Raw genomic sequence first — 17,954 nt, 5'->3', positions numbered from 1 at the left:
GCAGGGGGCGCTGCCCCCGCTTCGCTCCCCCGGGATATTTGGGCTCGGAAGATGGGGGGCCTGTCATGCTGATTATGGATCATGATCGGGCAGGCGGGTATTGGGGCGCGGTTTATGCGTTCTGTGCTGTCAAAGGGCTGCAGGTCGTCATCGACGGGCCTGTCGGTTGCGAAAACCTGCCGGTGACCTCGGTGCTGCATTACACCGACGGGCTGCCGCCGCATGAATTGCCGATTGTCGTGACCGGCCTTGGCGAGACCGAGATGGGCGAAGGCACCGAGGCTGCGATGAAACGCGCTTGGGAGGTGCTGGATCCGGCGCTGCCAGCCGTGGTCGTCACAGGGTCGATTGCCGAGATGATCGGTGGCGGTGTGACCCCGCAAGGCACCAATATCCAGCGGTTCCTGCCGCGCACGATTGACGAGGATCAATGGGAAGCCGCCGACCGCGCGATGACCTGGATTTTCACCGAATTCGGCATGACCAAAGGCCGGATGCCTCCTGAAAAGAAGCGGACCCCAGACGAGGTGCCGCGCGTCAATATCCTCGGGCCGATGTATGGCGCGTTCAACATGCCATCCGATCTGGCCGAGATCCGGCGACTGATCGAAGGGATTGGCGCCGAGGTCAATATGGTGATGCCTTTGGGCGCCCATGTCGCCGAGATGCGCAATCTGGTGAATGCGGATGTGAATATCTGCATGTACCGCGAATTCGGGCGCGGATTGTGCGAGGTGCTGGGCAAGCCCTATCTGCAGGCACCGTTCGGGATCGATTCAACGACCAAGTTCCTGCGCAAGCTGGGCGAATTGACGGGGCTGGACCCTGAACCGTTCATCGAGCGCGAGAAGCATTCGACCATCAAGCCCGTCTGGGATTTGTGGCGGTCGGTGACGCAGGATTTCTTTGCCACTGCGGAATTCGCCATTGTTGCGAACGAGACCTATGCGCGCGGAATCCGGCATTATCTTGAAGGCGATCTGGGCTTTCCCTGCGCCTTTGCTGTCGCGCGGTGCCGTGGCAAGAAGACCAACAATGACGAAGTGCGCGCCTTGCTGCATAGCAAACGCCCGCTGATCGTCATGGGGTCGATCAACGAAAAGATGTATCTGGCCGAAATGAAGGCCGGACATGGGCCAAGCCCCGTGTTCATCCCCGCCTCTTTCCCCGGTGCCGCCATCCGGCGCGCCACGGGCACGCCGTTCATGGGCTATGCCGGTGCGACCTATGTGCTGCAAGAGGTCTGCAATGGCTTGTTCGATGCCTTGTTCCACATCCTGCCGCTGGGCACCGATATGGATGCAACCGATGCCACACTGACGCCTTTGCGCCGCGACTTCCCCTGGGATGCCGATGCGCAAGCCAAACTGGACGAGATCGTGGCAACGCACCCGATCCTGACACGTATTTCCGCCGCCAAGTCCCTGCGCGATGCCGCAGAGCGGGCGGCGCTCGACGCCGGTAACGACAGGGTCGTGCTGGAGACCGTCGAAACACTGCAACCATCCTCGGGAGGACGCAAATGACCGATTTCACCACAGACGCACCGATTGCGCGGGCGCGGCACACGGCCCCGAAACGGGAATATTACGCGTATTTCGCGCTGATCTTTGTGGCGACTCTGCCGCTGGCGATCCTGACCTGGGTGCTGTTCGCGGCACGCCGGATGGAACTGCCCGAAAAGGGGCCTTTCGCCAAGGCCTGGACCCAGGCGCGCATCATCACGCCGCATATCTTCAACGCATGAAGACGCGGCACGACATTTGTCCTGCAAAGGACATCAAGACATTCGTCATTCCCCCCCGGGATGACGGATTGGGGCAGAGGACAAGCTTCTGTCGTAACCCGGCCGCGGGGGCTGCGCGGCGTCAGTATTCTATTTTGGAGACAAAACATGGCTGACAAATCCGACCTGTCCTTCACAGGTCTCACTGATGAGCAAGCGCAAGAGCTGCACTCAGTCTATATGAGCGGGTTTACGATCTTCACGATCGTGGCCGTCGTCGCGCATATTCTGACGTACATCAAGCTGCCTTGGTTCAACTGGTAAGAAGAGGAATATCCACATGGCACAGTTCTATAAGATCTGGCTGGTTTTCGACCCGCGCCGCGTTTTCGTGGCACAGGGCGTTTTCCTGTTCCTGCTGGCAGCGATGATTCACCTCGTCCTGCTGAGCAACGAAAGCACAAACTGGTTCCAGCGCGCCTTTGGCGGTTGATCAGCGCTTTCAATAACATCGCTACGGGCGGGACTTTGATCCGCCCGCGGCAAACATCGACATCGACGATCACAGGGCGCACCCGAGCGGGGATGCAGGGCCTGTAGTATATGGAGTAGGAAGATGGCACAGCTCAGCTTCGAAAGAAAATACCGGGTCCGTGGCGGGACATTGGTAGGCGGAGATCTGTTCGACTTTTGGGTGGGGCCATTCTATGTTGGCTTCTTCGGGGTCACGACGTTCTTTTTCGCCGTCCTTGGGACAATCTTGATTTTTTACGGGGCCAGCCAAGGCCCGACATGGAATCCGTGGCTGATCTCGATCGATCCGCCACCGCTTGAATACGGCCTTGGTGCCGCACCCCTGCTGGAAGGCGGCCTGTGGCAGATCATCACGATCTGCGCGGTTGGCGCGTTCCTCAGCTGGATGATGCGCGAGGTCGAAATCTGCCGCAAACTGGGCATCGGCTATCATGTGCCTTTTGCTTTCGGTGTTGCGATCTTTGCCTATGTCACGCTGGTCATTATCCGGCCGGTGCTGCTGGGGGCCTGGGGACATGCGTTTCCCTATGGCATTTTCAGCCACCTCGATTGGGTGAACAACGTAGGCTATGCGTATGGCAACTTCCATTACAACCCGGCCCATATGGTCGCGATCAGTTTCTTCTGGATCACGACGCTGGCGCTGGCGCTGCATGGATCGCTGGTTTTGTCCGCAGTCAACCCCGGCAAGGGCAAGACCATCGGCTCGCCTGACCACGAAGACACCTATTTCCGCGATCTGATCGGCTATTCGATCGGGCCCCTCGGCATTCACCGTCTGGGACTGTTCCTTGCGCTGATGGCCGGTTTCTGGAGCGCGGTCTGTATCGTGATCTCGGGCACCATCTGGTTCGAGGAATGGATCGTCTGGTGGGACTGGTACTATGAACTGCCCTGGTGGGTAGACCTGTAGGAGGGTATGAAAATGGCTGAATATCAAAATATCTTCACGCAAGTCCAGGTCCAGGGCCCCGCTGAAATGGGGGTCGTCGCCGACGCGGACACGATGCGCGAACGCACCAAGGGTACGCGGTTCTCGACGCTGCTTGGCCTTTTCGGCAACGCCCAGATCGGGCCTGTCCATCTGGGGTCAAGCGGGATGATCGCGGTCATCGGCTTTGCGGCATGGTTCTTCATCATCGGGATGAATTTCTGGGCCGAGGTCGGCTACAGCCCCGGTCTGTTCTTCCGTGACCTGTTCTGGCTGTCGCTGGAACCGCCAGGACCACAATACGGGCTGGGCTTTGCGCCCTTGGCCGAAGGCGGATGGTGGCTGATCGCCAGCTTCTTCTTTCTGGTCGGGTGCTGTGCGTGGTGGCTGCACACCTACCAGCGCGCCAAAGCGCTGGGGATGGGGCTGCATGTGGCTTATGCCTTTGCCGCGCTGCTGTGGCTGATCTTCGTGCTGGGTCTGATCCGGCCAATCCTGATGGGATCATGGAGCGAGGCCGTGCCTTACGGGATCTTCTCGCACCTCGACTGGACCAACCTGTTCTCGATCACTTACGGCAACCTGTTCTACAACCCGTTCCACGCGCTTTCGATCGTGTTCCTTTACGGGTCGGTGCTGCTGTTTGCGATGCATGGCGCGACGATCCTTGCGGTCAGCCGTTTCGGCGGCGAGCGCGAGATCGAACAGATCGTGGACCGTGGCACGGCATCCGAACGGGCCGCCCTGTTCTGGCGCTGGACCATGGGCTTCAACGCCACGATGGAAGGTATCCACCGTTGGGCGTGGTGGTTCGCGGTTCTGACACCACTGACAGGTGGCATCGGGATCCTGCTGTCGGGCACCGTCGTTGACAACTGGTTTGTCTGGGCACAACTCCGCGGCTATGCGCCCCTGAACTGAGGAGAAAGACGATGAAAGAAGACAACATCCTCGATATGAACAACAAGAGCAGGCTGACCGCGGACATCACGTTCCTGATGCTCAAAGGTGCAGGTTATGCAGCGCTTGTGGTTGTGGCGATCTGGTTCTTCATCGCGGCTTTCGCCGCGATCGGCCGGGCCTTGCCAGAGGAAAGCCGCAGCACGCCCGACCCGATCAACCGGGCTGCACCGATGGAAGAGCCTATGGCTGCGCCCGTGATGGACGAAGCCGCCACCGACGACGCGGAAGCTGTCGTCGACTGATACAGTATTGGATCAGGCGAAGCGCGACGCCTTGCCTGATCCTTCGCCGTCGGATCACCCTTCCCTGGTCGGTCCGTCATTGGGGTCACAAGCCCCAGTTCCCTTCCTGTTGGCTACAGGAGACTAGCGTCGCAAGCGGTTAACCCCACTTGCGACGCTTTTTTATTGTAAAGGTGACGTCATGACGAACCGCCCCCATACCCCGTTTCTCGACTCTGTCGCCGGCCCCGCCGATCTGCGCCGGATGACAGACGCCGCCCTGACCGGTCTGGCCAATGATGTCCGCGCCGAGGTGATTTCCGCCGTCTCCGAAACGGGCGGGCATCTGGGGTCGTCGCTGGGTGTAGTCGAACTGACCGTCGCCATTCACGCCGTGTTCGACACGCCACGCGACAAGCTGATCTTTGATGTGGGCCACCAGTGCTATCCGCACAAGGTGCTGACCGGCCGTCGCGACCGTATCCGCACCCTGCGGCAGGAAGGCGGGTTGTCCGGTTTCACCAAACGCGCCGAAAGCGAATATGACCCGTTCGGGGCGGCCCATTCCAGCACCTCGATTTCCGCCGCCCTTGGGTTCACCGTGGGCCGTGATCTGGGTATGCCCACGGGCGACGCGATAGCCGTCATCGGGGACGGATCGATCAGCGCGGGCATGGCTTATGAGGCGATGAACAACGCGGGGTCCGAAGGGCGGCGGCTGTTCGTGATCCTGAATGATAATGAAATGTCCATCGCCCCACCGGTGGGCGCGATGTCGAAATACCTGTCAGGTCTCTATGCGTCGCCCTTGGGGGATCTGCACAAGATGGCTGAAGGGTTCGAATCCGTCCTGCCAGGTCCGATCCGCGACCATGCCCGCCGCGCGCGGCAACTGGTGACGGGCGTGCAATCCGGCAATGCGGGCACCTTGTTCGAAAGCCTTGGCTTTTCCTATATCGGCCCGATTGACGGGCACGACATGTCCCAGCTTTTGCCGGTCCTGCGTGCCGCCAAGACCCGCGCCACCGGCCCCGTGCTGATTCATGTCTGCACCAAAAAAGGCAAAGGCTATGCCCCCGCCGAGCAAAGCGCCGACAAGTATCACGGCGTCGCCAAGTTCAATGTCGCAAGCGGAGAACAGGCCAAATCGCGCCCCAATGCGCCCAGCTATACCAAGGTCTTCGGCACCGCACTGACGGTCGAGGCGCAGCATGATCCGCGCATCGTCGCTGTCACCGCCGCGATGCCCAATGGCACCGGCGTCGATATCATGGGCCAGCGTTTCGGCAGCCGCGTGTTCGACGTGGGTATCGCCGAACAGCATGGCGTCACTTTTGCGGCAGGGATGGCGGCTAGCGGTCTGAAACCGTTTTGCGCGATCTATTCGACCTTCCTGCAACGCGGCTATGACCAGATCGTGCATGATGTGGCTTTGCAGAACCTGCCGGTGCGGTTCGCCATCGACCGTGCGGGTCTGGTCGGGGCCGATGGCCCGACACATGCGGGGTCGTTCGATATCGGCTATCTTGCCGCCTTGCCCAATATGGTCGTCATGGCCGCAGGGGATGAACTGGAACTGATGCACATGGTGCGCACGGCTGCTGCCTATGACGCAGGCCCTATCGCCTTTCGCTATCCGCGCGGCGAAGGTGTGGGGCTGGAACTGCCCGAACGCGGCGAGATCATCGAGATCGGCAAGGGCCGGATCGTGCAGGAAGGCAGCGACATTGCGATCCTGTCTTTCGGCGCGCATCTGGACGAATGTCGCAAGGCCGCGCGCCAGCTTGAAGCGCAGGGGCTGAGTGTCACCATCGCTGATGCGCGTTTCGCCAAACCGCTGGACCGCGCGTTGATCCGCCAGCTTTTGCGCCACCACAAGGCGCTGGTGACGGTCGAACAGGGCGCGCAGGGTGGTTTCGGGGCCATGGTGCTGCATGATCTGGCCAATGACGGGCTGCTGGACGGGCGCTGTCAGGTCCGTACGATGACGCTTCCCGACCGCTATATCGACCACGCCGCCCCCGATGTGATGTATGCCGAGGCCGGTCTGACCGCCGTCGATATCGCCGCAACGGCGATGCAAGCGGCCAATATCGGCTTGCGGCGGGTCCAGTCTCCGGTGACGGATCGGGGCTGAGGCCACGCGCAGACCGCGGTAAGGGACGTCAACCGTTCGGGTGACGACTGATGCCCTATGGCGAAAAGCACTTGATCTGAAAGCAAGACAAGGCGAGGTTGTAACGCAGGCGGCGACCGGCTGCGGCCTTTTCCCGACCCGTCGGCATCCTACGGTGGCGCAGGCCTTTCAGAAGCGTAGCGAATGAAATTAATCATACAAATCCCCTGCCTGAACGAAGAAGAGAATATCGCGCAGGTTCTTGCGGGGATTCCGGCCCGTATTCCTGGCGTCAGTGTCATTGAAACACAGGTCATCGATGACGGATCGACCGACCGCACGGTCGAAATCGCCCGCCAGATGGGTGTCACCTATATTCTGCGCAACCATGCCAACCGTGGTCTTGCCTACAGCTTTCAGGCGGGGATCGAAAACGCGCTGCGTCATGGTGCCGATATCATCGTCAACACCGACGGTGATCACCAGTACGATAGCGGTAGTATTGCCGACCTTGTCCGCCCGATCATCGAAAATAAAGCGGATATCGTGCTGGGCGACCGACAACCGGGCAAGAACATGGCCTTTTCGCCCTTGAAGCGGCTTTTACAAAAGATCGGCAGTTCGGTCGTCAGCAGTTTTGCCAATGTTGATATCACCGACGCGGTTTCGGGATTTCGGGCCTATTCGCGCGAGGCAGCTCTTGGGATCAACGTGATGACGCGGTTCAGCTATACCACGGAAACCCTGATCCATGCGGGGCAAAAGGGGTTCACGATCACATCTGTTCTGGTCAACACGAACACGACAGACCGGCCATCGCGACTGTTCCGGTCGACATGGTCTTTCGTGTCCAAACAGGCCGCGACGATCCTGCGCAGCTATGTCATGTACCGGCCGCTCAACGCCTTTATGACCTTGGGCGGCGTGATGATCCTGATCGGTTTGCTGCCGGTGGTGCGGTTCCTGTTTTTGTTCATGGCAGGCGATGGCGACGGCAACATCCAGTCGCTGGTTCTGGGAGGGGTGTTCCTGCTGGCGGGCTATATCACCGTCATCCTTGCGTTGCTGAGCGATACGATCGCCACCAACCGGCAACTGCTTGAACGGGTTCTGCGGCGCCTGCATGACATCGAAATGGCGCAGGACAACCCCGCAGAAAAGGCCACGGCCAAGCCGCGGGACCCGCAGCAATGACAACAGACAAAATGGGCGTCTGCGCAGTGATTTGCGCCGCCGTGGGCGCGCTGATCTATGCGCTTTTGGCATTCAGCGTGATCATGCCGCAGCCCTATCCCTATTTTGGTGTGGATATCTATAACGCCTATTTCTACCGGTTGCTGGACGGTCGGTTCGATCTGCCGCTGCGCATGCTCACATTCGAAGGGCATTACAGCGCCGATGGTACAGCCATTCTTTATCACGGGATCGCGCCTCTTCTGACGCGTCTCGTGCTGTACCCGTTTGTCGCGCTTGAAGACTTTCCGACGGCGGCCTTTTCTATCTGGCTCTGGTCTGTTGTCGGTACGGGGTTCTATCACCTCGCGTTGTTTCAGGTGATCCGCAAATACATGGGTCAGATACCCTTGCTTTGGGTCGTGCTGATGGCAGTGGCCATCTGGGTATCCAGCCCCGGCTTTCTGCTGACCACCAATACGGTGTTGTACCACGAGCCGACCAGCATCGCCTATGCCGCCATGGCGATTGCCGTCTACCTGATGGTGCGCTGCGCGCTTTTCGGTCTGGCGTGGCGCTATGTGCTGATCCCGACAGCCTTGATGGCGGGGGTCTTGTTGCATGCGCGCCCCCATATGGCAGTCGGGCTTTATGCGGGCGTGGCGGTGATGATCGCGCTGGCCTTGTGGGAGAATGCAAAAGGTACGCGTCTGCGCGTCTTCGTTAGCATTGTCATTCTGGGCTTGGTGGGCGCCAGTTTTCTCCAATTCAACAGCCTGCGTTTCGGTTCCGCCACGTCCGCACACGGCCAGATCGAAATGCCCGATCGCAACAGTCAGGTGCAATACGGTCCGGTCTTTCTTGGGAACGATGCCAGCGTCACCGGACGCCTGCGTGTTTTTGTCGAACATGGCCGGTTTCATCCTTGGCGGGTTTTGCCGAACACGGCGTTGTATATTTTTGATTTCCCTCCGACTTCGGCGGATACGTCGGGTGGAGCGATCGCGACACTCCACCGGAGCGTGACAGAGGGGATCTCGGGCTATGGCTTTATCGAGGCGCCGCGGTTCGGGATGGTTTTTATCTGGCCGGCTTGGATCGTGCTGATGGTGATCGGCCTTGGTCTGGGGCGTCCGCGCCTTTCGGGTGGTCCGCGCGCCTTGCCGGTCCTGATCGCCACCGGAATCGCGGCAGGCTTGATGCTGGCTTATCCGACAGTCGCGTTCCGTTACCGTTTTGACGTTTGGCCGGTTGTCATGGCGCTGTGCCTGCTGAGCTTGCCCGGTCTGATCCAGCGTTTTGGTCCAGAGCTTCTTAAAATCCCGCGAGTCCTGTCGATGAGCCTGATCATCGTGGTTTTTGGTGTGTTCATGTCTGGTCGGGTCGCTATCCCCTACAAGCAAAGCTATCAGCAAGGTGCCGGGCAGACCTATGAAACATGGGATGCCGACCGGTGCCTGAGCCGCCTTGCAACCAAGGATTTTTCGCCCGAGCGCCTTGCCGAACTCTGCGTCGATCCTGAAACTGTGTTTCAAGAGCGGCAAAGAGGTTAGCGTGTGGCCCTTTTCAAGCTGAAAGCAAAGCGCGCCTATGTGACTTCGATCCGCGGTCTTGGGGCTGTTCTGCGGGCGGCCGGCGTGCTTGGCTGGCTGGAGCGACGGCAGGACAGACGCGGTTATCACTGGCTACGGTCGCTTTTCGCGATTTACGATATCGACCAGATGATTGCGCTGGATGTGCCATGGTGGACCTATCGCGCGATAGATCGCGTCGATGAATTCCTGCGCACGCGGCCAGACGCATCCGTGTTCGAATATGGCAGCGGCGCAAGCACCATCTGGTTGGCGCGGCGTGCCGCTGCTGTGCATAGCGTTGAACACGACAGGTCATGGTTCGCTATGATGCAAAGCCGGATCGCCCCTTATCCGCATATCCGGCTAAGCCTTGCCCCTGCGGACAGCGCATGCAGCGCTGATCCGCTTTACCAGTCTCGGAAGGAAGGCCATGAAGGCGAGAGTTTCGAAGATTATGTCGCGACGATCACCTGGATGGGGCAGACCTATGATCTGATCGTGATCGACGGTCGCGCACGGGCCGCTTGCCTGCAGGTCGCGCAGCACTGCCTGTCCCCAGGGGGCATGATCGTTTTCGACAATTCCAAGCGCATACGGTACGCGGCGGCCATTGCAGACAGCAGGTTCGCTGCCGTCGATCTACCGGGGCTGACGCCGTCATTGCCCTATCCCGAAAAGACAACGCTCCTGCTAGACCCGCATGTCTGACAAATCTGCCCTGATCAAGACGGCAGCCCGCCGTGCGGGGCAGTTCATCACCATTGCCGCCTTGATCTTTTTGGCATTGGCGCTTTACCGGCAGTGGGGCGAAGTCAGCGCTTGGCAGCCGACGCCTTTGCAGATTGGCTTGCTGGTTCTACTGACGCTTGCCTATTCCGCAGCGCTGCTTTTGTTGGCATACAACTGGGTCACCATCATTGGTACGTTGGTCGAGGATCCCGTTCCGCAGGCGCGGTTGCTGCTGTCTTATACCCAGACGCAGATCGCCAAATACGTTCCGGGCAATGTCGTGCATCTGGTCGGGAGACACCTTTATCTGCGCGACCGTGGCGTCGCGCATCGCTCGCTTGCGATGGCAACGCTGCTGGAACTGGTCAGCTTGCCGGTCGCCGCGATTGTTGCGCTTGTTCTTGTCGTGCCGGTGATCGACATCGCGTATCCGACATTGCCTGCGCTCTGGACATTCGGCTGGATTTTGCCTGTCGCCGCTGCCGCAAGTGTCGCCGCAATGACCTACTTCGTGCAGAAGCGATGGCGCGTACCGATGATCCTCGTGTTGATCCGCGGCACGGGGTTCATGTTGTCGCAAGGGATCCTTTTTGCGATCATTCTGGCTGCGGTCGCCGGACATTTTGTGATGCTCGCAATTCCGGTGGCGATCCTTGCGTGGTTGATCGGCTTTCTGACACCGGGCGCACCGGGCGGACTCGCAGTGCGCGAGGCTGTGCTGGTCAGCCTGCTTGGCTATGCCGGAATGAACGAGGGTGTCTTGCTGGCCGCGTTGTTGATGCGCCTTGTCACGACCGCGGGCGACTTTGTTCTCTATCTTTTGCCGATTGGCAAGAAAGACAGCTTTGATCGCTGAGGCGAAAAGTACCTGAAAGATGTATCTATTCGGGACTGCACGGGGGTCTGTAAGAGATTCTCCGGCGATGCAAGGGATACCGGTCAAGGCCCGCAAAAGACCGCAGTTAAGGGCCCGCCTTGCCATGACAGATACGGTGGCAGTCCTGTCGCAGTGGCATCCCTCGGGTCATCCTTGTCATCAATCCCGACAACATCCCTAAATTGTAGTCGGACTTGGAATGCGGCATTTCTTTATAATTCATAAATAGAAATAAATCCGGCGGCTGATGTCCCGATCATGCCGCCACGCGGTTGACAATGCGGCAAGCCTGCAGGCCAATTTAGATAACTTTTGGCAAATTGCTGATTTCAAGTAATAAATTAGACCAGCTTCCTTTGCGACCTAGCGTAAGGATGGCAAAGAACTGCTGATGCCGGGTTACCTATTAGTAATACTTTACCTATAGGTGTATTCTCGCAGTGACCCCGACACCACGCCGGGACCAATACAGAAATTTTTTCGCGGGTCCGCCCGCATCGAATGGAGAATGGTCTTGTTGCCTGTCTGGAAGCTGAAACGCGAATTGTCCCGGATCAAAGAGCAGGTGCAAAACATCCCTCGATCGCTGGCCGAACCGCTGTTGCGTTATGCCCACGACCAGAACCGTGCGTCAAAGCTGGCTGTTTTTGGCTGTGGTGCCCCGCAGTCGCCCAAATTTTGCGTGTTGTTGGTGTATCAACCCCGCACTTTTGCGGCGTCGGTCTTGCGCACCTGCGATTACATGACCGCAAAAGGCTATAATGTTGTGGTGGTGGCCAATGGCGGGTTGCCCGTGGACCAACGCAGCAAGGTGACCAACCGCGCCTGGCGGCTGATCGAACGGCCCAATTTCGGCTACGACTTTGGCGGTTATCGTGACGCGGTTCATTTCCTGCAGGATCAGGGCATTTCACCGACCAAGCTTATTCTCATGAATGACAGCATCTGGTTTCCGATGTGGACCGGGTGCAGCGTGATCGAAAACCTGGAAACATCGCCTTTTGATCTGACCGGGTTGTTGTTGCATGTGCCGGCGCGGAACGAATATGCCAAGGATCACCGTCGCTTGCTGCGCAAACGCAAGCTGGCCGAACATATCGAATCCTACGTCACGATGGTGCCACAAGCCTGTTTTGACAGCGATGCATTCAGGCAGTTTTGGGACGGCTATCGCCAGACCGATTCGAAACTGATGACCATCAAACGTGGCGAAATCGGCTTTTCCAAAGCGATGAAGGCCGCAGGGTTCACTGTTGGTGCCCTGTCGCGCCGCAGTGCCTTTCTGGACGATATCGCGCAGCAGCCTGATGCCTTTCTGGTCAAAACATTGAAATACGCGGCCTATTCGGATCCTTCGTTCGAGGCAGAATGCCAGCATCTGTTTGCGCATTCCGGCATGGCCGACTGGCGCGCCAAGGTTCTGGATCATATCGCCCGTGTGGTCGAGGCAAGGCGCTTCAATGCATCGTTCTGCTGGGCAACAGAACAATTGTATGGGACGAGCTTTGTCAAAAAGCACCCCGATCGTCTTTTCCAGATCGGGCGTATGCGGTTCCTAGAGGCTGTGGAGAACGGGGATCTGACCTGCGACAATCCCGAAGCGCTGGCCGAGTTGCGCGCGATGGTGGCGGCTGACCGCCATCTGTTCACCCACTATGCGCCGCGTATTGCGCGCCCTGCCCGCGTCGCCTTGTCAGTCGAGTAGTGACTTGAGCTGTTTTCCATAGCCGTTCTTGTGAAACACATCGGCCTGACAGCAAAGCTGTTCGGCATCAATCCATCCGGCATGAAAGGCGACTTCATCGGGGGAACCGACCTGAAGCCCTTGGCGCTGCGTCAAGGTCCTGACGAAATTGCCCGCATCAAGAAGGCTCCCGTGCGTGCCGGTATCAAGCCAGGCAAAGCCGCGCCCCATGCGTTCGACTTTCAGTGACCCTTCCTGGCGGTACAATTCCAGCAGATCGGTAATCTCCAACTCGCCGCGGGCCGAGGGTTTGACTTGGGCCGCAAGCTCAGAGGCGCGCCCGTCCAGAAAATAAAGCCCCGTTACGGCAAAATTGGACGGAGCCGTTTTCGGTTTCTCTACGATGGATCTTACATTGCCCTCGTCGTCGAAATCCAGAACGCCATAGCGTTCAGGGTCGTTGACATGGTAACCAAAGACGGTCGCACAGTCTGTCCTCTCGTCCGCCGATGCCAGAAGCTCGGGCAGGCCGTGGCCAAAAAAGATATTGTCCCCGAGGATCATGGCCGATGGTGCGCCCGCCAGAAAGTCGCGCGCCAGCAGATAGGCTTGGGCCAATCCGTCCGGCGACGGCTGGACGATCCAGGTAAAGTCCATGCCCCATTGGTGCCCGTCCCCCAACAAACGCTGGAACTGCGGCTGATCCTCGGGCGTGGTCACGATCGCGATTTCGCGGATGCCGCCCAGCATCAGGACCGACAGCGGATAGTAGATCATGGGTTTGTCATAGACCGGCAGCAACTGCTTGGAGACGCCCATCGTGATCGGCCAGAGGCGGCTGCCGGACCCGCCTGCCAGGATAATGCCTTTGCGGTTCATGTATCGTCTCCGAGGTTGAGAATGATGTCCTTGAGGGCAAGCCGCCAGTCCGGCCGTTGGATGCCGAAGGCACTGGTCAGCGACGCACACTCAAGGCGGGAATTCAAAGGGCGCACAGCCAGCGTCGGGTATTCCGACGATGCGATGTCATGCACCATGCAGTGCAATCCGGCGTCCGCCATGATTTGGCGGGCGAACGTGGCCCAGCTGACATCTGGCGCACCGGAAAAATGATGCGTCCCGCCGGGTTGGCCCGCGATCATGCCACGGGCCGCGACAAAAAGGGCGCGCGCGATGTCGGACGCGGGGGTCGGGCCACCGATCTGGTCAGCGATCACCCTCAGCTCGGCCCGTTCCGCCCCAAGCCGGAGCATCGTTGTGACAAAGTTCCGCCCATGCCCCGAAAACACCCAGCTTGTCCGCAGGATCAGGTGGTGCGCCCCGGTCGCGCGGATCGCGGTTTCGCCTGCCAGCTTGGACCGTCCATAGGCAGATAGCGGTGCAGTGGGATGGTCGGGTGCGAAAGGCAGGGTGCCACTGCCGTCAAACACATAATCCGTAGAGATATGGAGGAAGGGGATGTCCTTTTGTGCGCAGGCTGCCGCCATCTCGCCCGGTGCGACACCGTTCACCACCGTTGCGAGAACTTCGCTCGTTTCCGCATCATCCACGGCAGTCCATGCGGCGGCGTTGATGACCGCATCGACATCGGCCTGCATGATTGCATTTTTGCAGGCAGCAGGATCGGACAGGTCCGCCTGATGACGGTCCAGAAACCGGATGCTGCAATCCGGCGGGCAGTGTCGGGCCAGTTCGCGGGCCACCTGTCCGGTCTTGCCGACTACCAGCAGCCTCATGCTTTGACACCTTGCCGGACACCAACGCCGTCGCGTTTCAAAAGGGGCCGCCACCATGTTTCGTTATCCAAAAACCACTGGACGGTCAGATCGAGCCCCTGTTCAAGCGTTACCGCAGGCTGCCAGCCCAGTTCGGTGTTCATGCGCGTTGCATCAATGGCGTAGCGCGCATCATGACCGGGGCGGTCGGCGACCATAGTGATCTGGTCGCTATAGCTGCCGCGCGCTTTGGGTTGCTTGGCGTCCAGAATGGCGCAGATCATCCGCACGAGGTCGATGTTGCGCGCCTCGTTGTTGCCGCCGATGTTGTAGCTGCGTCCGACCTGACCGTTCTGCAAAACGGTCAGCAGTGCGTCGGCGTGATCTTCGACAAACAGCCAGTCGCGGATGTTTTCGCCGGTGCCATAGACCGGAATGGGCTGACCCGCCAAAGCGTTCAGGATGACCACGGGGATCAGCTTTTCTGGAAAATGGTAAGGCCCGTAATTGTTCGAACAATTCGTCAGAACAACCGGCAGGCCATAGGTTTCGTGCCATGCCCTGACCAAATGATCCGACGCCGCCTTGGATGCCGCATAGGGCGAGCGCGGATCATAGGCGGTGTCTTCGGTGAACTTGACCGACGGATCGGGTGGCAGCGACCCGAACACCTCGTCCGTCGAGATGTGATGAAACCGGAATGCTGCCGGCTGGCCGGACCGGGACCAATAGGCGCGCGCGGCTTCCAGCAGGTTGAACGTGCCGGTGATGTTGGTGCCGATGAAATCGGCGGGCGCGTCGATCGACTTGTCGACATGCGATTCCGCGGCCAGATGCAGCACCGCGTCGGGCTGATGCGCGGCGAAGATACGATCCAGCGCCGGACGGTCGCGGATATCGGCGTGTTCAAAGCGATAGCGCGGCGATCCCGCCACAGAGGCGAGGTTTTCGAGGCAGGCAGCATAGGTCAGCGCATCGACATTGACGATGTTATGACCGCGCGCGATGGCCAAGCGCACGACCGCCGAGCCGATGAAGCCGGCACCGCCTGTCACAAGCAGCTTCATGCCGCGTTTCCATAGTGGAAGGGTGACACAAAGTCGGAAAAGGCTGGTGCATCCGCGTCCTTTGCCGACAGGACAGGGTCACCCGTTAGGGGCCAGTCAATGCCAAGACCGTCCCAACGGACTGATCCGTCGCAATCGGGCGTATAGTAATCGGAGCATTTGTATTGCACCTCCGACGCAGGCTCCAACGTGACAAAGCCGTGCAGAAACCCTTTGGGGATGAACAATTGATGCCCGTTTTCGGCCGACAGGGTCACGCCGAGCCATTGCCCATAGGTGGGTGAACCATTGCGGATATCGACCGCAACATCGAAGATTGATCCACGGGTGCAGCGGACCAGTTTATCCTGTGCATGGGGTGGTGCCTGATAATGCAACCCGCGCAACGTGCCTTTTTCCGCCGACAGCGAGTGGTTGTCCTGCACGAAAACAGCGTCGATGCCGCCCTGCGCCAGATCACGCATATTCCAGGTTTCTTCGAAGTATCCGCGCGTGTCACCGAATCGTTTGGGTTGCACCAGCATGAGGTCCGGGATCGTCAGGGAAGTGCAGGAAACCGTCATACCAGGGCTTTGCCTCTTGTTCAGGTGTTTTCACTATGGCTTTCGCGCCAGGGCGAGCATCAGATTCGACTGTTGCCGACGAGAGGTAACCAACACTCCAAGAGTAAACAACCTATAAGGGCGCATAAAAACCTTAAGTTGATGTTAACCTAGGGGCAGCATTGCGCACCCAGTTTTCTGGGCACAGTGCTATTAGCGCAGGTATTGGTAAGATTTTCGTTAACGCCGTTTCGGGCGACTGCTACTTGCCCTTGAACTGGACATCGTAAAGTTGTTTGAACTTGCCGCCGGTCTTGAGCAAGTCGTCGATCTTGCCGCGTTCGACAATCCGGCCATCTTCGAGATAGCAGATTTCATCAGCATTCATCACGGTCGATAGCCGGTGCGCGATCACGATCGTCGTCACGCCGCGGGTGATGGATTCGAGCGCATCGCGCACCAGTGCTTCGGAATGGCTGTCCAGTGCGCTGGTCGCCTCGTCCAGCAGCAGGATCGGGGCCTGTCGCAGTACCGCGCGGGCAATCGACAGCCGCTGGCGCTGGCCGCCCGACAGGAAGGACCCGTTTTCGCCGATCACCGTGTCATAGCCCATGGCCAGTTTTTCGATGAACTCATGCGCATGGGCGACTTTCGCGGCGGCGATCGCCTCTTCTTCGGTGGCACTCCCGCGCGCGAGCAGCAGGTTGTCCATCACCGTACCCGCGAACAGGAATGTGTCCTGCCCGACAAAGGCGATGTTGTCGCGCAATGATGCGAATGTTGCAGTGCGGATGTCCTGCCCGTCGATCATCACCACACCTTCGGTCGGATCATAAAGCCGCAGAATGAGGTTCAGCAGTGTCGATTTGCCGCCGCCCGACGGCCCGACAAGTGCCGTGGTCTTGCCCGGCTGAAAGGTCACGTTCACGGACCGTAAGACCTTTTCATTCTCGCCATAGGCGAAGCTGACATCAGCAAGTTCCACAGCGCCCGGCCCCTCGACCAGCGGGACGGCATCGGGATTTTCCAGCATCGTCTGCTTGGTGTCGAGCAGGCTGTACATCATCTTGACGCCGACCATGTTGCTTTCGATGACGACGCGCATCTTGGACAGGCGCATGGCAGGCTCGTAGGACATCAGGAAAGCGGTGACAAAGGACATAAGTTGCCCCGGTGTGCCAGGCGCACGGCCAAAGATATCGACAGCGCTCAGGATCACGATGGATGCGATGGCAAGGCCAGCGACGATATCCAGCAGGGGCATCGTTGCTGATTGCAGCTGCACGATCCGGTTGTTGCGGTCCTCGACCTGACGGACCGCGCTTTCCATCCGGTTGGCCATGCTGGGTTCCAGTCCAAAGGCCTTGACGACCCGCGCCCCAAGCGAGGTTTCCTGCACAACGCGGATGATCTCGCCCAGTCCCGCCATTTCCTGCTTCATGACGTCCTGAACAAGGCGCAGGATGCGTTGCACCCCGTACACAACGATGGGGGCGACAACGAGGCTGACAAGCGAAAGCACCGGCTGTTGATAGAACATGACCGCCACCAGCCCGATCAGCGTCAGCAGATCGCGGATGAACCCCGCAACAATCGTGTCGATGATTGCGCGCGCGGATTGCGCGCTTTGCGTCACTTTCAACAGCAGTTCCGATGATGCATTGCTGTTGAAGAACGCGACCCCCTGCCCCAGCATCCGGTGATAGATCTGCATCTGCTTTTGCGCCACGATCCGGTTGCCTGCGCGCGCCATCAGCACCGCCTGCACATACATCGCGATGCCGCGAAAGGCGAAAACAAGGGCGACCCCCGCCCCGACCGCCATGACCTGACCGCGGTTTTCAGGGGTCGATAGCGCATCAACGATCTGCCCCATCATCCATGCAGTCGCCGCCGTCGCCGCTGCCACCAGCACCATTGCACCGGACGCTGCCAAGTATTTCCAGCGATGTTCGTGAAAGCTTTCCAGCAAGAGCCGCGTGATCAGACGATCCGCGGGCAGACGGGCAAGCCATCGCTCGTGCCATTTCATCGATCGGGCCATTCGCTTGCATCTTCTTCGTTCGGTTCACGCGGTTACTAACCCGTTTTGCCGCCTTAAG

General features: G+C 59.3%; 18 protein-coding genes. 13 read left to right on the top strand and 5 right to left on the bottom strand.

All coding sequences use genetic code 11. The features are described 5' to 3' along the window. Positions 1-65 precede the first annotated feature (65 nt). From bchZ to VCK47_RS09730, 13 genes are all read left to right on the top strand, one after another. Complete coding sequence (gene bchZ / locus VCK47_RS09790; RefSeq protein ID WP_322890908.1) at positions 66-1,526, top strand: chlorophyllide a reductase subunit Z; 1,461 nt, start codon at positions 66-68, stop codon at positions 1,524-1,526. Then, positions 1,523-1,747, top strand: a complete 225-nt coding sequence (gene pufQ / locus VCK47_RS09785; protein WP_322890907.1) for a cytochrome PufQ — start codon at positions 1,523-1,525, stop codon at positions 1,745-1,747. The genes bchZ and pufQ overlap by 4 nt, the downstream gene beginning before the upstream one ends. Before the next feature lie 147 nt (positions 1,748-1,894). Further along, positions 1,895-2,050, top strand: coding sequence for a light-harvesting antenna LH1, beta subunit (gene pufB / locus VCK47_RS09780; protein ID WP_007206413.1), 156 nt, complete (start codon positions 1,895-1,897; stop codon positions 2,048-2,050). A 16-nt stretch (positions 2,051-2,066) separates the two neighbouring features. Further along, on the top strand, positions 2,067-2,219 hold the full coding sequence (gene pufA, locus VCK47_RS09775) for a light-harvesting antenna LH1, alpha subunit (protein ID WP_322890906.1): 153 nt from the start codon (positions 2,067-2,069) through the stop codon (positions 2,217-2,219). A 123-nt stretch (positions 2,220-2,342) separates the two neighbouring features. Further along, the gene (gene pufL, locus VCK47_RS09770) at positions 2,343-3,173 is read left to right on the top strand and encodes a photosynthetic reaction center subunit L (RefSeq protein ID WP_322890905.1); all 831 of its coding nucleotides are present in this window, start codon (positions 2,343-2,345) and stop codon (positions 3,171-3,173) included. A 12-nt stretch (positions 3,174-3,185) separates the two neighbouring features. Beyond that, positions 3,186-4,112, top strand: a complete 927-nt coding sequence (gene pufM, locus VCK47_RS09765) for a photosynthetic reaction center subunit M (protein WP_322890904.1) — start codon at positions 3,186-3,188, stop codon at positions 4,110-4,112. Positions 4,113-4,123: 11 nt separating this feature from the next. Further along, positions 4,124-4,396, top strand: a complete 273-nt coding sequence (gene pufX, locus VCK47_RS09760) for an RC-LH1 core complex protein PufX (protein WP_322890903.1) — start codon at positions 4,124-4,126, stop codon at positions 4,394-4,396. A 181-nt stretch (positions 4,397-4,577) separates the two neighbouring features. After that, positions 4,578-6,512 carry a 1-deoxy-D-xylulose-5-phosphate synthase gene (dxs, locus tag VCK47_RS09755; RefSeq protein WP_322890902.1) on the top strand — a complete coding sequence of 645 codons (1,935 nt, stop codon included), beginning with the start codon at positions 4,578-4,580 and terminating at the stop codon, positions 6,510-6,512. A 183-nt stretch (positions 6,513-6,695) separates the two neighbouring features. Continuing rightward, a complete protein-coding gene (locus tag VCK47_RS09750) occupies positions 6,696-7,685 on the top strand; it encodes a glycosyltransferase family 2 protein (RefSeq protein ID WP_322890901.1) in 990 nt (329 codons plus the stop codon). Continuing rightward, positions 7,682-9,217 carry a hypothetical protein gene (locus tag VCK47_RS09745; protein WP_322890900.1) on the top strand — a complete coding sequence of 512 codons (1,536 nt, stop codon included), beginning with the start codon at positions 7,682-7,684 and terminating at the stop codon, positions 9,215-9,217. The genes VCK47_RS09750 and VCK47_RS09745 overlap by 4 nt, the downstream gene beginning before the upstream one ends. Positions 9,218-9,220: 3 nt before the next feature. After that, a complete protein-coding gene (locus VCK47_RS09740; protein WP_322890899.1) occupies positions 9,221-9,946 on the top strand; it encodes a class I SAM-dependent methyltransferase in 726 nt (241 codons plus the stop codon). Next, the gene (locus VCK47_RS09735) at positions 9,939-10,823 is read left to right on the top strand and encodes a hypothetical protein (protein WP_322890898.1); all 885 of its coding nucleotides are present in this window, start codon (positions 9,939-9,941) and stop codon (positions 10,821-10,823) included. The genes VCK47_RS09740 and VCK47_RS09735 overlap by 8 nt, the downstream gene beginning before the upstream one ends. Positions 10,824-11,358: 535 nt before the next feature. Next, a complete protein-coding gene (locus VCK47_RS09730; protein ID WP_322890897.1) occupies positions 11,359-12,549 on the top strand; it encodes a rhamnan synthesis F family protein in 1,191 nt (396 codons plus the stop codon). Here VCK47_RS09730 and rfbA read toward each other — a convergent pair. The 5 genes from rfbA to VCK47_RS09705 form a co-directional block, all read right to left on the bottom strand. Then, the gene (gene rfbA / locus VCK47_RS09725) at positions 12,538-13,407 is read right to left on the bottom strand and encodes a glucose-1-phosphate thymidylyltransferase RfbA (RefSeq protein WP_322890896.1); all 870 of its coding nucleotides are present in this window, start codon (positions 13,405-13,407) and stop codon (positions 12,538-12,540) included. The genes VCK47_RS09730 and rfbA overlap by 12 nt on opposite strands. After that, positions 13,404-14,264, bottom strand: coding sequence for a dTDP-4-dehydrorhamnose reductase (gene rfbD, locus VCK47_RS09720; protein ID WP_322890895.1), 861 nt, complete (start codon positions 14,262-14,264; stop codon positions 13,404-13,406). Before rfbD ends, rfbA begins: the two co-directional genes overlap by 4 nt. Beyond that, a complete protein-coding gene (gene rfbB / locus VCK47_RS09715; protein ID WP_322890894.1) occupies positions 14,261-15,310 on the bottom strand; it encodes a dTDP-glucose 4,6-dehydratase in 1,050 nt (349 codons plus the stop codon). The genes rfbD and rfbB overlap by 4 nt, the downstream gene beginning before the upstream one ends. Continuing rightward, complete coding sequence (gene rfbC / locus VCK47_RS09710; protein ID WP_322890893.1) at positions 15,307-15,873, bottom strand: dTDP-4-dehydrorhamnose 3,5-epimerase; 567 nt, start codon at positions 15,871-15,873, stop codon at positions 15,307-15,309. The genes rfbB and rfbC overlap by 4 nt, the downstream gene beginning before the upstream one ends. A 241-nt stretch (positions 15,874-16,114) precedes the next feature. Beyond that, on the bottom strand, positions 16,115-17,896 hold the full coding sequence (locus tag VCK47_RS09705; RefSeq protein ID WP_322890892.1) for an ABC transporter ATP-binding protein: 1,782 nt from the start codon (positions 17,894-17,896) through the stop codon (positions 16,115-16,117). Positions 17,897-17,954 lie beyond the last annotated feature (58 nt).

The sequence above is a fragment of the Yoonia sp. 72 genome (assembly GCF_034652275.1).
GTDB lineage: Bacteria > Pseudomonadota > Alphaproteobacteria > Rhodobacterales > Rhodobacteraceae > Yoonia.
Note: the sequence above shows the minus strand (reverse complement) of the source record. Positions and strands in the feature narration are given on the sequence as shown.

Bases quoted from the DNA above. Each gene is read 5' to 3' on its own strand.
- VCK47_RS09745 (WP_322890900.1), top strand. From the start codon at position 7,682: ATGACAACAGACAAAATGGGCGTCTGCGCAGTGATTTGCGCCGCCGTG.
- pufB (WP_007206413.1), top strand. From the start codon at position 1,895: ATGGCTGACAAATCCGACCTGTCCTTCACAGGTCTCACTGATGAGCAA.
- rfbA (WP_322890896.1), bottom strand. From the start codon at position 13,407: ATGAACCGCAAAGGCATTATCCTGGCAGGCGGGTCCGGCAGCCGCCTC.
- VCK47_RS09705 (WP_322890892.1), bottom strand. From the start codon at position 17,896: ATGGCCCGATCGATGAAATGGCACGAGCGATGGCTTGCCCGTCTGCCC.
- rfbC (WP_322890893.1), bottom strand. From the start codon at position 15,873: ATGACGGTTTCCTGCACTTCCCTGACGATCCCGGACCTCATGCTGGTG.
- pufM (WP_322890904.1), top strand. From the start codon at position 3,186: ATGGCTGAATATCAAAATATCTTCACGCAAGTCCAGGTCCAGGGCCCC.
- rfbD (WP_322890895.1), bottom strand. From the start codon at position 14,264: ATGAGGCTGCTGGTAGTCGGCAAGACCGGACAGGTGGCCCGCGAACTG.
- VCK47_RS09750 (WP_322890901.1), top strand. From the start codon at position 6,696: ATGAAATTAATCATACAAATCCCCTGCCTGAACGAAGAAGAGAATATC.
- rfbB (WP_322890894.1), bottom strand. From the start codon at position 15,310: ATGAAGCTGCTTGTGACAGGCGGTGCCGGCTTCATCGGCTCGGCGGTC.
- pufL (WP_322890905.1), top strand. From the start codon at position 2,343: ATGGCACAGCTCAGCTTCGAAAGAAAATACCGGGTCCGTGGCGGGACA.
- pufX (WP_322890903.1), top strand. From the start codon at position 4,124: ATGAAAGAAGACAACATCCTCGATATGAACAACAAGAGCAGGCTGACC.
- pufA (WP_322890906.1), top strand. From the start codon at position 2,067: ATGGCACAGTTCTATAAGATCTGGCTGGTTTTCGACCCGCGCCGCGTT.
- VCK47_RS09735 (WP_322890898.1), top strand. From the start codon at position 9,939: ATGTCTGACAAATCTGCCCTGATCAAGACGGCAGCCCGCCGTGCGGGG.
- bchZ (WP_322890908.1), top strand. From the start codon at position 66: ATGCTGATTATGGATCATGATCGGGCAGGCGGGTATTGGGGCGCGGTT.
- pufQ (WP_322890907.1), top strand. From the start codon at position 1,523: ATGACCGATTTCACCACAGACGCACCGATTGCGCGGGCGCGGCACACG.
- dxs (WP_322890902.1), top strand. From the start codon at position 4,578: ATGACGAACCGCCCCCATACCCCGTTTCTCGACTCTGTCGCCGGCCCC.